Here is a 13,640-nt window from a genome sequence, read left to right on the forward strand (position 1 = left end):
CCTATGAAAGACTTTTCTTCAATTCAGTGGGTGGTACAACGCAACCTGACAAGTATTACTGACTTCAATGAATTAGCCGCTGCCTGCGAAAAATTGGAGATCCCATTTTTGCCTGTGGATATCATTCCATTCACGACAACACTGCCTCCAATTGATAGGAGTCGCCACTCAATCATTTATGGCTCCACTACTTTTAATAGAATGGCAGGGGAGGATGTGGAGCTAAAAAAGGGTTACTTCTTTGATTCGGAGAGGTTTTCGATCGAGAACTATATGGAGCACTGGGGGGCACATATGCTGAATTTCGGTGCTGAAATTTCTTCATTTAAATCTCTGATGGCGAATAATAGCTACGCACCGGAAAAACTTTTATTTATTCGTCCAAATGATGATGATAAGTCCTTTGCCGGTGAGGTAAAACATTATTGTGAAATTGAATCGTGGTATACCGCACTTGCAAATCTGGAGAATACATCACTTACGCCTGATTCCAAAATAGTGGTGTCGGAACCTTATAACATTCAATCTGAGTGGCGACTTTGGATTGTCAACAAAAAGGTTGTGGCGGCCTCGAAATACAGACAGTACTTCAGGCTGGTGAAGGAGCTGGGGTGTCCTGATGCTGTAGTTGATTTTGCTTCGGCACGCTGTGCGGAATATGTCCCGCATGATGTATTTGTAATGGATGTTTGTTATTCAGGAGATGCCTATTACATAGTAGAGTGCGGATGTATGAACGGCGCAGGTTTTTATAAAGCGAATATTGAGGATATAGTCAGGAGTGTATCGTCGTATTTTATAAGTAGTTTGTAATACTACCTCGAGCTATCCAACAGTGCTTTCACACCTACGTTAACTTGAAATAACCTACTTGCTCCTTTATCGTCATCAGCCACGAGGTGTAATATCCAACTGTTGTCAGTGATGCTTGAAATACACACTCCTTCAACTTTTTCACCCTTGAACGCGGCATCAACATCTGACAAATTAACAATCCCATCCAGTGATATCTCCTTATCATTTAGTTTCCGACTGATGTTATTTACCCAGGCGAAATAGCTGTCACCAATTGCGCCATCATCATAGGCATTACTGGTAGCCTCGCTTGAAAGAATGACAAATAGGATGTCTTCTTTTTCAGCATAGCACAATTCAGACACGCCGGCAAAGCCTGGTAATGGGAGTTTAAGACTTATGATACGGATTGGTGCTGTTTCCTGTTGGGATATAAAATCTGTGCTGGTGATGATAAAATGATTAACCGGATTCGCTTCATTGCCACGATTGCTGAGTACTACATGATTTCCAATTACAGCTGCTCCTTCAATATTTATTTCCGTAATCTGGTGGAGGCGTTTTATAAAAGTAGAATAGGAACTTTTAAATGGTTGACTGTTGTTTAAGGGCAGGCTTACCGTTACCGCTATTTCACGTTCTTTGGTTGCGCCGGAGCCTAATGCTAAAAGTGTACCGTTAAGGATAACTGAGGTTTCCAGATCTGGCTTTTGTGCTTTGGGAATGCGTTTCCCATCATAGTTAAACAGTTTTACGGCATTAACCTGGTTGTAATTACTATCCAGCACCAGGAGTTCATTTGCATCATCGCCAATAAGGTAGAGTAGGCCATCATGGTAATTGATGGAGGAGCCAGACGGGAAATGGCTTAGTAGCAGGGTTTTTAGTAAGGTGATGATAGTTTTCATCCAAAAAAAACTAAGAGTTGAAGAAATTGGATATCAGTCCTATCTTTTCCTGGATTTGCTTTTCAGCTGTTTGCGGTTGCACATCTAACTGCTTAAAACCATATATGTTTTTTCCACATTCACAATATGCATTCATCTCAGCTGTTTGACCGCAACCGCATATCCATACCTCTCTTTCTTTTGATAGTAGTTGTTTCTTTATTGTCCGTTTACCTTGCTCAGGGAAGGAGTTGCTTATCTTGTTACTAAGGTCTTTTAGTTTTTGTAAATCATCTTTATTGTAAGATTCTTTATCATAGGTCGCAAGTTTGACCCCTCTTTTTTGGATATCAAAGTCGGGGCTGGAAATCATGGTGTTTATAAGGTCATAATCAATTATATTAAGTGTCTTGGCAACATCCATTAGAGGAGGAATAATTTTATGATTTTCTTCATGAAGTAAACTGCTACTTACCAGGCCATGTTGAATGTTTTTGGGCATACCATCAAGGTAGTGGATCAATAGTTTAATGAATTCCGGAGTTTTTGCTTCAATAGAACGTTCATCGCTATCTATGCTTTCGGCCAATTTCTTTAGCAAATATGGATATAATTCGTGAATTTGGTGATTAGTAATAAATTGCCAAGTATCTGCTCCCATTTTTAAATTGTCAGACATCGCATCCTTAAGAATGCTGTTCCTGATTTTTAATGTGTTCAGCGTTTCGAGATCTACATTCGCTTGCCTTTCAAAAGTTTTACCAGTAGCAAGATATTCATCAGGTCTATCTATAATTACTGCGGTTCCAATTGCTGTAATCATAAACATTGATTTACCTTTTCCAGAAATTTCATCCATGTCTATCTTAAGGCCGATTACGCAATTTGCTCCAAGTTCATATGCCGCAGCCCTTATAAGCTCAGTGGCTTCATCATAAAGGGATGTCAGTTGTCGCTGATAGTTGCGTGAACGGCCACCAAAAACATCTGTTAAACTAGCTATAAAATCACTAAAAATGTTTGTCCCAGCGACAACATGAGCAGTAATAGGCTTTAAGTACCGTTTAATCGTAATTCCTTCTAATGTTGAGGTTGTTGTTACTAAAATGTCTTTAGAGTTTCGCATAATTATCGAGTCTGGACAAGGAGAAGTTAATCTATTGGTATGTTAGTATGTAATATAAGGGATTAATTTTATCCAATGCGTTATTCGTTGTATAACTATCAATGAAGTTTAGGTTAACTATTCCTCTCCTCCAATTCCAGCAGATATTTTTTTCTCCATAATCCACCGCCATACCCGGTCAATTTGCCATCCGATCCAATCACTCTGTGACATGGAATTAAAAGTGATACCCGATTCATTCCATTCGCATTTGCCACGGCTCTCACGCTTTCCGGGCTGTCAATGGTGATGGCTTGTTCCCGATAGGATCTGGTTTGTCCGTATTCGATTGACTGTAGTGCTTTCCAAACTTTCTGCTGGAATGCAGTACCGGGAGTATGAAGCGGAACCGAAAATTCTTTTCTTTCTCCTTTAAAATATTCCCCCAGTTGCATTTGAAGTAATTCAAAATGCGGATTGTTCCCTTGAACAATGGTGGCATTCAGCAATTTTGCTATTGATTTTAATTCTGTTTCCAACATCTTTCTGTCGGTGAATTCCAATAAGCAAATACCCTCTTTGGTAGCACAGGCAATCATGGTTCCCAACGGTGTTTCTATGCGTGTCATGTCTATTATATGCTGTTCCTTTCCCCGTTTAGGTGACACGCCAAAAACACTTTTAAATGTATTGCCAAATCCGCTTAAAGACTCAAACCCGGCGTCGTATGCGGTATGTGTAACACTTTCGCCATTTTGGATTTTCTTAAACGCTGAGTTAATTCGGAACATGCGCTGATAGGCTTGGAACGTAATGCCATGGTTTTTTAAGAACCATCTGCGGATCTGACTAGGCTCAATCCCTTTTTGCCGGAGGTCGTAATCTTTAAATTTTATGGAGGGGTTTTCTGAGAGTTCATCGATGACCTGTTGGAATATAGCCGGAGTCTCATTTAAGGAAGCCAAGGGATTACAAACCTTACATGCCCTGTAGCCTTTTAAAATGCACTCTTTGGCTGTTTTTAAGAACTCTATATTTTCGATTTTAGGCTTCCGTGCAGTGCATGAAGGCCTGCAAAAGATGCCGGTTGTTTTGACTGCAGTAAAAAATTGACCTTCGAAGGAGGTGTCTTTTTCTACTATGGCTTTGTACATTATTTCAGTTGTTAAGTTCATGATTGATCAAGAATGTATTAAATTATGATACTGATGTATATGCTAAACATCTGTATTGCAAAAATACTCCTTGGACTCTTCTCTGTACAACCGAAAAATTGACAAGTATTTTAGAATATTTATTCTTATTAATTACAGAAATATTATTTATAATATTAATACATATTGTATATGTAGTGTACTGTTTATTACAGAAGTGCGGATATACATACGAAAGAATCCGCTTTAAAAGGTATATTAGCAATAATGAAATTATTGACAGAAAGTGAATTGATCTGGTCTGCTGTTGTAGCCAATAACCGCATGAATCGCAAGCGGAAAGCGACTGGGGTAAATAGCTATGAAAAAGACTTAGGATTCAATCCCGAAGCCTATCTCGATAATCTTTTAGAACAAGGAAGTGAAGTGAGTTGGCTGGACCTTTGTTGTGGAGAAGGTAATGCATTACTTCAATACGCTTCAAAAGTAGCTTTAAATGACCAACAGAATGCGGTAAAGCTTACGGGAGTTGACTTAGTTGATCAATTTCAGACAATCCCATCTTTCGTGCATTGCCTGCACTTCGAAACACAATCGCTCGTTGCCTGGAGTTCCGATATGCAATACGACCTTATCACCAGTGTGCATGGTTTTCACTATGTCGGAGATAAGTTGAAGGCGCTTTTGGTCGCCCTTAAATCAATTAAAGAGTACGGAATGCTGATTGCCAATTTTGATCTGGATAGTATTAAAATTGATAATGCGGAGTCGTTCCGATATTTTAAGAAACTGTTTAAGGAAAACAATATTGAATATAATGTCCGGAAAAGATTGCTTGTGTGCAAAGGCCCTCGGTATCTTGACTTCAGGTTAACTTATAGAGGAGCAGATGATACTACCGGTCCTAATTACACAGGACAAGCAGCTGTTGATGCATACTACTCGTTCATACGTTAGATCACACTATTTTACAAATAATGACACAAACAGCGTTCTTCGAATCCTACAATAATGGGCAACGTTATTTTGTTGATCTCTATTTTGAAGATATAGAGGGGTTTACTAACCGTGATTATAGTGGCTGTATCTTCGAAAGGTGCTTCCTCCACATAGATTGTTCAAATAGCAACTTCACAAATGCAAAGTTCATTGACTCTAACATTAAATGTCTGGACCTAAGCAATTGTAACCTTACTAATGCACTGATAAAGAATTGTTGTGTAGAATGTACCATTTTTGATCATGCAATCATCGAAGGATTCAAATTTGAAAATAATGGCTACTATGGGGCTGTAGCAGAGCAGCGTCATTTTAAGGAGCATTTTTACAATCGTAAAAATTAGGATGCTATAGAATAGTAAGTTGTAAAAATGTGTCACGTATTTTCGCTTATACACAGCTGTTGTCTTGAGCCTTTGTTAGTTCCAGCCAACTAATTGATAGCGGAGCTAGCAGAAGGGTGGAAATTTCTATCTTGTTTTGATATCACAGGCCTAAACTGCAAAAGAAAGATAATGTCTGGGAAAATGCTGGAAGAAACGTTAAGCAAAAAATTTTATCCTGTTAAAAAGGCAAAATGACACAGAGTTGTAGCATATTGCTCAATAAAGCAGGATAAGTATTAGTATCGCCTTAGATTATAGGGTAAGTAAAAACGCCTTTGTAGAGGCAATCATGAGGTCAATCTCAGTTGCCTCCTCTTTTTGAATGTATGCTAATACTTTGCTGTAACTTTCCATAGCAATTCTTTCGGGACTCTTTTTCCTGAATTTCAAACGTAAAGTAACTCTACTCTTGTTTTTAATACGGCAGTAATCAGCGTTTTTCAGTTTTTCCATTAGTATTTAATTTGGTTTAGCAAGGTGCTAGAAAAGACGATCTTTTGATTCTTCCTGCTGTTTTTAACCATCTTAAAGCCGGCCGGTTGCCTTTGTGAGCGAAAGACAGCTTTGTGCTGTCTTTCGTCCATTGTAGGGGTACCTGCCAATCTTGTATATAGCTGTATGTTTGTTCAACTGCAAAACGGTCAAATGTATGAGCGCGAAAATGGCTAACAAACGCCACAATTTAACCTCCCCTGTAAGCCATACTGTTTGAATTGCCAGATGAAAGTACAAGTCTATATTATACCAATAGGCAATTCCCGTCAGTGTAAACCAAATTGAAATTGAAATCATGGGTTAGGTGTTACTTGTTTAAAGATGCTTTGTTCTTCGTTGATCTAACAGCCCTGTTCCAGCTTTTTTTGTATACCTCAGCAAAAATAGCCTCTATCTTTTCCTTTTCGGCATTGCTGAGGGATGGTATGTAGGTATCTGTATCATCGTCCAGTACGTCTTTAAGCCTCATTTTTCGATAAAAAGTAGGAACGCTCCATTTACATTCTTTGCAAACCTGTTCCCGGAATTCGACTGATTGCTGTGTGTAAACCTTATGTAAGGTTGCTAAGGTATTGGCGCGGGTTTTCCGCCGATTGGGTTTGTTAGTCATTTGGTAAAATTTGAGGAAAGGAATTAACATTAATGTGGTGGGATAGGCATAAAAAAGGTGCGGGTTAGTTCCTACCGTCCCGAAGGGCTACGACACCCTGACAACGAGATAAGAACGCCCACACCAATATGGTATAGGCGATTTACCTTATTCTCCCATTGTCTTGAAAGGTCGTAGTTTTCGGTGACGAGAGCAAAGCAAACACGCTTAATAATTCCTTATGTGCCTGCGAAAATACAATTTTGGTTTTACGATGTATCGTCTGAGTACATGAGAATTTGTTTTTTAAAATTTTTCAACAGTAATAAAGATACGTAAAACTTATTATAACGTAAGTATTACGTATTTTATAATACGTAAAAATCAATTATAATAACTATAACTTATTGAATGATAAGTAATTGTGCTTGCTGAAATTGCATTTTCTCCTAAATTTGATAGAAATCTTATCAGATATGGCAGAAAAGCTGAAAATAAACAGGATTAAAGCCGTACTGGCTGAGAAGGATATAATGCACAAGGATTTGGCGGCTATGGTAGGGAAAACGCCTAGTGCTATTACGAGGATATGCAATAATGATTTTCAACCAACGCTAAAGCTGTTGAGGGATATAGCGATAGCGTTGGATGTAAGTATATGTGAGTTGCTAGTTGATCCACGTAAGGAAAAGTAGACCAGATTTAGCTTAACAATGTGAGGATTTATTTTTTATAGCTAATCATTTTTGTTCAATATATGCATCGACAGTAGGTCGCAAGAAATCTTTATCAAAATTTCGAGACTTAAAAAGAGTGTTAGCGGCTTTACCAGTCTTTGTGTAACTATCAATTGCATCTTGAAAAATTAATTTCGCTTTTTCATAATAATTATTCAAAGATTCTTCATCATTTAGCTTGGCTAATAACCAAGCTTTTCTTTTTGTAAATTCATTTTTTCTAGCGGGGCTTTCTATATTAAGAATCCCTGTCAGAGGTTTTTGCATTACTTTTCCGCCATCAACTATTTCCGCATCAGAAAAGAGTAACGAACTCATAATATGTAAAAAGATAAACCCTCCTTTTGATATTTGCTCTTTTTTGTCCGATGGATAGTCATTATTGCGAAGGTCTGAGTTTTTTAGACTCCAAATTTTTTGGTATAAAACTGTTGAAAATTTATACAAATCGAAATCTGCCTTATCATTAAAAATTGAATTGTACTTGGTTGCTGAATCAAATAAAGTAGTTGTGTCGTTGGCGGCTACTACAGCTTCTTTATTAACAACAGTGTGCATTATTTGAGCCATTTTAAGTAATCCAATTACTTTATTACCTGTGAAGCCCTGTCTTTTATAATAATTATCTCTTCTTTCGTAAAATATTCCAACTTCCTTAAGATGTTTTTCTATATTACGCTGAATGTTGTCATTGGCTTTTAAGCTAGCAGACTTCACTGGGTTCTGCGAATTGGTAGCACTAATAATATCTCCTTGAGTGTCAATATTATTAGTCTGTACGATTTTTACAAAAACCTTGAGAGTAGAAGGAAGGCTTTGCTTATTGGCTTTGTTGTACGCATCGTTTAAACAATGAATAGTTTGACAACCATTAACTATTTGTGGATTTACAATGGTATATTCCTTAGCGTCAAGGACTTTGATCGATTCCCCTATAATAGTCAGTCCATTATTCATTGCCCAAAAGTTCGCAGCCTTAATTGGGTCTAGTGCTGTATCAATTATTGAGGAATTAATTCTTGTATTTTCACCTAAGAAAAATCTAACATTCCCTTCGGTTAAATGGCTTTTAAAATTACCTTCATTGTCAATAAGGGACTGCATTAGTTCATTGCCATTGACGAATCCGGTATACCCTGATGTAGGGCTATTTTTCTCCGAAATGTTTAAAGGTTGGGATTCAAAAATGATGTTAAGTTCTTCATCTCGTCTGCCGCTTAAATCAATTAGTTTCTGTGCACCCCAGTATTCAAATTCAAATGGAATTTTAGTTGGAAGATTCTTTAAATCCTTTTCAAGGAGTTTTATTTTTTCAGATACTTTAACTTCGGCAGTAGCAGTTACATAATATACCTCGCAAGAAAATTTTGCATTTTCAAGACGGGCTCTTCTAAAAATCTTCCGTAATAAATCAGCCATTTCAATTATTTCTTGATTGGCTCCAATATTCTGAAGTTCTGATAACTCTAGTTCTAAATTAAATATCTCCTTGATGCCTTCAACCATTTTGCGAAAACCATCAGTAGAAATACCGTCTTCTTTTTTTGTTTGAAAAAACTTTACCTTAATTGTACTATCACTTGTTATTGGGTGATCTTCATCCTTAACTATTACCCCATTACAAAATATATAGCAGTGATCGATTCCTTCATCGCCTCCGTCTCCCATTATACCATCCAGTAAGTCATCAAATTCTAGACCGTTTAAGATTTTAAAATTTGCGAAAGAAGCAACAGCTATTTCGAATCTATTTTTTTGTGAAGTTGATAATTCAGGGTTATTGCTAAAGAGCTTAGTTATTTGGTCTTCTAGTAATACTTTTAAACTCATACTTGCCTTTTTGAAATTTATAGTACTGAAATTAATATTCGTTGACCGATCGTAATTTTACTTATGATAGATAGAGTATCATACGTTATTGACAAAGGGTAAATATTTTGACCACCAAATCGACCACCACGCCCAAACGAAAAAAACCGCAAACTCTTTATAATAAAGCGTTTGCGGTTTAGATTATCTGTAGCGAGATCGGGAGTTGAACCCGAGACCTTTGGGTTATGAATCCAACGCTCTAACCACCTGAGCTACCTCGCCAAATCGTTTTGTATTTCAGCAACCATGGCTGCTTTCCCTCAAAACGGGAGTGCAAAGATAACGGCTATTAAATGAAAAATCAAAATGTATTTTCAACTTTTTTGAAAAAAAATTTCCTGTCAGCTTTTTTCATCTGGTTTTTCAAAGTTACGTATAACCGATTCATCTACACTGCGAATGTGTAAATCCCGCTGTGGATAAGGCAATTCAATGCCCGCCCGGTTGAACTCCCCATATATGTAAGCCAATACATCACTTTGCAGCGGCCCCGCATCCCCCAGCTCGGAAATCCAAAAATACACCTTGAAATTGATGGAGTTGTCCGCAAACTGACTCAGTAATATAATAGGCGCCGGAGAAGTGAGCACTCCCGTACGGGCTGTAAATGCACTGTTGATAATCTCTTTCACCTGCTGCACATCGCTGCCATAAGCCACGCCAATGCTGAACTCCACCCGGCGGTTCCTGCTCGTCAGCGTCCAGTTGATCAGCTGCTGTGATATCAGATCGCCGTTAGGCACAATCACCTCCGACCCATCATACGCCGAAATCTTACTGGAGCGGATGCCAATCTCCTTCACCACGCCGGAACGCGTACCCAGCTCTATCACATCACCCACCTCAATCGGCTTCTCAAAGGCCAGGATAATCCCTGATACCAGGTTGTTCACCACATTCTGTAAACCGAAACCTATGCCCACACCCAGCGCACCAATCACAATGGCAATTTTATCCATCGGTATCCCGGATGCGGAAAAAGCAAGCAGAAAACCTCCCGCCAGTATTGTCAGTCGCAGCAGCAGGATAGCCGAACCCAGCTTGTTCTTTTTGCCGGTGCTCTGCTGCCCCGAAGTGCCGAATAAATAGGAGATAAGCTGCGACACCACAAACGCTACCCATATCACAATCACAAATACTATAATGCTGCTATACGTAAACTCCAGGCTCCCCAGCTTGCGACTGGTGGATAAAAAGTCGCTCAGCCAGTCATAAATAACTTCATACATGTACAGATTACGGGATACCAGCACCAGCCAGCCGAAAAATGCCAGCACCGTAAACAACGTACGTAATTTATTCTGTACCTCCTGGTAGTCCACAAATGATATGAAACTGCTGCTCGTTTTATTAGCTTCCACCTGCAGGTATACGGCCTCCAGCAATATAGTAGTAACCACGTACAGGTTCACTGCCATAAATGTGTTCACCACCGCGCTGGATCCCAGCACCTTCGCCAATGTAACCCGCGCCATCAGTACCGCCACCATCGAAAAAAACGCGGTTAGTATATAGATGATCAGCAGCGGAGCCGTGTACTTTGGCTCCGCAAAAGTCGACACTGACGTCTCCCGTAATAACCTGATGCCTAAAATAATAGAAAGCGCCGAACCCACCAGGATGCCCCACTGCTCCACATAAGTCACTTCTATCAATAAATTGTTCAGGGAGTACACCACCAATAACCCCATCAGCATCAGCCAGTTTCTAAACAACGTTTTGGGCAGCTGTTTATGTAACATGTAGGTTAATGCCAGCATGATAATAAACCACATGATCTCTGTGTACAAAATCGGATACCGGATCGATAAAACGGTCGACAACGTACTGATAAACAACAAGGTACTGGCTATCGGATAGCGGTACAGGAATTTGGAATGCAGCAGTATCGCCTCGGCTTCCTGCTCCTCATGCCGCGCCCTGATCCGGCGAATGTTATAAAATATCCACCAGCCAAATAATATTGTTAGCAACAACCACACAAAAAATATTGGCCAGTGAATCGCAAAAAATAACCCCAGCACCTTCGTACTCTTATGCAGCGATACCTTCACCACCTGCAGGAAAGTCATTGGATTAATGCTGTCCCGGGCAGGCCGCCAGATGTAATGATAATCCCGGTTAAACATGTGCGTGGTAAACTGCTGAATCCTGAAATTCATATCTTCCAGCAGATTACTTACCTCAATATACCGGTTAGCTACCTTGTTTTGCAGCAACCCGATTTTGATAAGATTCGCTCTGTTAGCACTATCCACCGCCCTGAACTTCGTAATCAGGTTCGACAACTGACCCACATAAAAACCATACAATTCATCCTCAGAAGGAATGTTGCGCATAGCTGTATCCCGCCGCAATGAATGAATGGTATCGTTGATTTCCACGAGCCGGTCGTAATAGGAAAAAAGGGTGGACTGCCAGGAATTCAGCTTGCGCTCCAGCTGATCCAGCATAATCTTGTTGGTATGAATATCATTCAGGTTAGGGGTGCGGGAAAGCCCGGCAATATTCAGTTTCACCAGGGCCAGGCAACTATCTATCAACGGCAGCATTTCCGTAATGCCGGAAGTATCAAACCCTCGCTTTAAGGAGCTCATCTCCTGGTTCAGGAGCAAAGTATAATTTTCTATCCGGTTGATGAGTAAGGCCACGGTAGTGTCAGACCTTCGTATACGCGTTTCACTGCTAGTATCAGCAGCGGCTTTTTTCAAATTGCGGCTGATGGTGGCGCTGTCGGCCGGCCGCAGGGTATCATGCGCCATCGTATTGATAGCGACGGTTTTCTTCCGCTGGGCTTCCGCCGGTATAAAATGTATACACAGCCAGCAACAAAGCAGCATGAAACGTATAATAACCTGAATGGACATATGTAATTACTATCAGGAACGCTTAACCAGCGTTAAAAGTTTGGTCATTGCCAAACATTTAGCCTTTTAGGCCGTTTACTCTCTGTAGATTTTTGTATATGAAAAGAGAAGAAATTGTCGCATCGCTGCGCGCCGACCTTGAGCCCTGGGATATCATTGTAGTAGGTGGCGGGGCCACCGGCCTTGGGGCCGCCCTGGAAGCGGTTACCCGCGGATATCGTACCCTCCTCCTCGAACAGGTGGATTTCGCTAAATCTACCTCCAGCAAAAGCACTAAGCTGGTTCATGGAGGTGTCCGGTACCTGGCCCAGGGGGATGTGAGCCTCGTGCGCGAAGCCAGCGTAGAACGTGGCCTGCTCACGCGTAACGCGCCCCACCTGGTGCGTAATCTCTCTTTTGTAATCCCAACCTTCTCCTGGTGGGAAAACCTGAAGTATACCATCGGCCTCAAAATGTACGACTGGCTCGCCGGCCGCCTCAGCCTGGGCAAATCCAAACATATTTCAAAGGCAGAAGCACTGGAGCGACTCTCCACCCTCAAGCCGGATAAACTCGCCGGTGGCGTGCTTTACCACGACGGCCAATTCGATGACAGCCGCCTGGCCATCAATCTCGCCCAAACCATCGTGGACAAAAACGGCACCGTGCTCAACTACATGAAAGTGACCGCACTCCGGAAAGATGAACTGGGAAGAATAGCAGGGGTAACGGTAAGGGATACACTAAACGGCGGCCCGGATTTTCACCTCAATACCCGCGCGGTGATTAACGCTACCGGCGTATTCGCAGACGATATCCTGGAAATGGATAATCCCGCAGCACCTAAGTCCATCGCTGCCAGCCAGGGCGTACACGTGGTGCTGGATAAAAAATTCCTGCCCGGGCATAATGCACTTATGATACCTTCCACCAGCGACGGACGCGTGCTATTCGCCGTCCCCTGGCACGATAAAGTGGTGGTAGGCACCACCGACACACCCGTAAACTATATCACCCTCGACCCCCACGCCCTCGAAGCAGAAATAAACTTCATCCTCACCACCGCCGATCAATACCTGGCTCACCCGCCTCAAAGAGCGGATGTACGCAGCGTTTGGGCAGGCCTCCGGCCACTGGCCGCCGCCAAGGCAGAAGGCCATAAAACCAAGGAAATATCCCGCAGCCATAAAATTATTGTCGCTAAATCAGGCCTCATCACTATCATCGGTGGTAAGTGGACTACCTACCGTCGCATGGGCCAGGACGTAGTGGAAAAGCTGGAACAAACCCTGGTATGGAAACCAACGGAAACAGCTACACGCCATTTGCAGATCCATGGCGCCACGGATCAGGTCAACTGGGACGATCCCTGGTACTTCTACGGCAGTGACGAAAAACATATCAAAAGTCTGGAAGCCCACCACCCGGAATTGCAGGAAGTGCTCAGCCAGCCATACAACATCAGAAAATCGCAGGTAATATGGGCCGTGAGAGAAGAAATGGCCCGGAATATAGAAGATTTTTTAGCCAGAAGGGTAAGGCTGCTTTTCCTCGATGCAAAGGAAGCTATTCGTATAGCCCCCGCCGTAGCCGCCACCATGGCGAAGGAGTTGAACAAAGATGAAAGCTGGATCAACCAGCAAATCGATTCTTTCAATAAAGAGGCAGCATTGTTCTTATTATAAAAGGGGAAAGGGCCACCAGGGCCCTTTCCCCTTTTGATCCAGCGCCACAGGCGCTGGATCAAAGAATCTTAAAATAAACAGCAAAGCACA

The 13,640-nt window shown here is 41.3% G+C and carries 12 protein-coding genes and 1 tRNA gene; 5 read left to right on the plus strand and 8 right to left on the minus strand.

The window, feature by feature from the left end; all coding sequences use genetic code 11:
- The first annotated feature begins 3 nt into the window (after positions 1-3).
- Positions 4-813 (plus strand): ATP-grasp domain-containing protein, encoded by an 810-nt coding sequence (locus tag BUB18_RS16310; RefSeq protein ID WP_073083121.1) that lies wholly within the window; start codon positions 4-6, stop codon positions 811-813.
- Positions 814-815: 2 nt separating this feature from the next.
- Here the strand turns inward: BUB18_RS16310 and BUB18_RS16315 are convergent, their stop codons facing one another.
- The 3 genes from BUB18_RS16315 to BUB18_RS16325 form a co-directional block, all read right to left on the minus strand.
- A complete protein-coding gene (locus BUB18_RS16315; RefSeq protein ID WP_073083123.1) occupies positions 816-1,703 on the minus strand; it encodes a DUF6929 family protein in 888 nt (295 codons plus the stop codon).
- A 10-nt stretch (positions 1,704-1,713) separates the two neighbouring features.
- Positions 1,714-2,808 carry a YbjQ family protein gene (locus BUB18_RS16320; protein ID WP_073083126.1) on the minus strand — a complete coding sequence of 365 codons (1,095 nt, stop codon included), beginning with the start codon at positions 2,806-2,808 and terminating at the stop codon, positions 1,714-1,716.
- A 113-nt stretch (positions 2,809-2,921) separates the two neighbouring features.
- The gene (locus BUB18_RS16325) at positions 2,922-3,962 is read right to left on the minus strand and encodes a bifunctional transcriptional activator/DNA repair enzyme AdaA (protein ID WP_073083129.1); all 1,041 of its coding nucleotides are present in this window, start codon (positions 3,960-3,962) and stop codon (positions 2,922-2,924) included.
- Positions 3,963-4,208: 246 nt separating this feature from the next.
- Between BUB18_RS16325 and BUB18_RS16330 the strand changes: the two genes are divergently transcribed.
- Together BUB18_RS16330 and BUB18_RS30190 are read left to right on the plus strand one after the other, a co-directional pair.
- On the plus strand, positions 4,209-4,898 hold the full coding sequence (locus tag BUB18_RS16330; protein ID WP_073083132.1) for a methyltransferase domain-containing protein: 690 nt from the start codon (positions 4,209-4,211) through the stop codon (positions 4,896-4,898).
- A gap of 20 nt (positions 4,899-4,918) precedes the next feature.
- Positions 4,919-5,284 carry a pentapeptide repeat-containing protein gene (locus BUB18_RS30190; protein ID WP_073083133.1) on the plus strand — a complete coding sequence of 122 codons (366 nt, stop codon included), beginning with the start codon at positions 4,919-4,921 and terminating at the stop codon, positions 5,282-5,284.
- Between the two features lie 294 nt (positions 5,285-5,578).
- Here BUB18_RS30190 and BUB18_RS16340 read toward each other — a convergent pair whose 3' ends face one another.
- Together BUB18_RS16340 and BUB18_RS16350 are read right to left on the minus strand one after the other, a co-directional pair.
- Entirely contained in the window at positions 5,579-5,779 is a 201-nt protein-coding gene (locus BUB18_RS16340; protein WP_073083135.1) for a hypothetical protein, read from the minus strand.
- A 349-nt stretch (positions 5,780-6,128) separates the two neighbouring features.
- Positions 6,129-6,431 carry a hypothetical protein gene (locus tag BUB18_RS16350; protein WP_073083138.1) on the minus strand — a complete coding sequence of 101 codons (303 nt, stop codon included), beginning with the start codon at positions 6,429-6,431 and terminating at the stop codon, positions 6,129-6,131.
- A 455-nt stretch (positions 6,432-6,886) separates the two neighbouring features.
- Here BUB18_RS16350 and BUB18_RS16355 point away from each other — a divergent pair, with 455 nt between their 5' ends.
- Entirely contained in the window at positions 6,887-7,105 is a 219-nt protein-coding gene (locus tag BUB18_RS16355; RefSeq protein ID WP_073083140.1) for a helix-turn-helix transcriptional regulator, read from the plus strand.
- Positions 7,106-7,150: 45 nt separating this feature from the next.
- Here the strand turns inward: BUB18_RS16355 and BUB18_RS16360 are convergent, their stop codons facing one another.
- From BUB18_RS16360 to BUB18_RS16370, 3 genes are all read right to left on the minus strand, one after another.
- Positions 7,151-8,977 carry an AIPR family protein gene (locus tag BUB18_RS16360; RefSeq protein ID WP_073083142.1) on the minus strand — a complete coding sequence of 609 codons (1,827 nt, stop codon included), beginning with the start codon at positions 8,975-8,977 and terminating at the stop codon, positions 7,151-7,153.
- Between the two features lie 190 nt (positions 8,978-9,167).
- A tRNA-Met gene (locus tag BUB18_RS16365) sits at positions 9,168-9,241 on the minus strand.
- Positions 9,242-9,360: 119 nt separating this feature from the next.
- Complete coding sequence (locus tag BUB18_RS16370; protein WP_083550143.1) at positions 9,361-11,886, minus strand: mechanosensitive ion channel family protein; 2,526 nt, start codon at positions 11,884-11,886, stop codon at positions 9,361-9,363.
- Between the two features lie 98 nt (positions 11,887-11,984).
- Between BUB18_RS16370 and BUB18_RS16375 the strand changes: the two genes are divergently transcribed.
- On the plus strand, positions 11,985-13,550 hold the full coding sequence (locus BUB18_RS16375) for a glycerol-3-phosphate dehydrogenase/oxidase (protein ID WP_073083147.1): 1,566 nt from the start codon (positions 11,985-11,987) through the stop codon (positions 13,548-13,550).
- Positions 13,551-13,640 lie beyond the last annotated feature (90 nt).

The sequence above is a fragment of the Chitinophaga jiangningensis genome, assembly GCF_900142605.1.
Classification (GTDB): domain Bacteria; phylum Bacteroidota; class Bacteroidia; order Chitinophagales; family Chitinophagaceae; genus Chitinophaga; species Chitinophaga jiangningensis.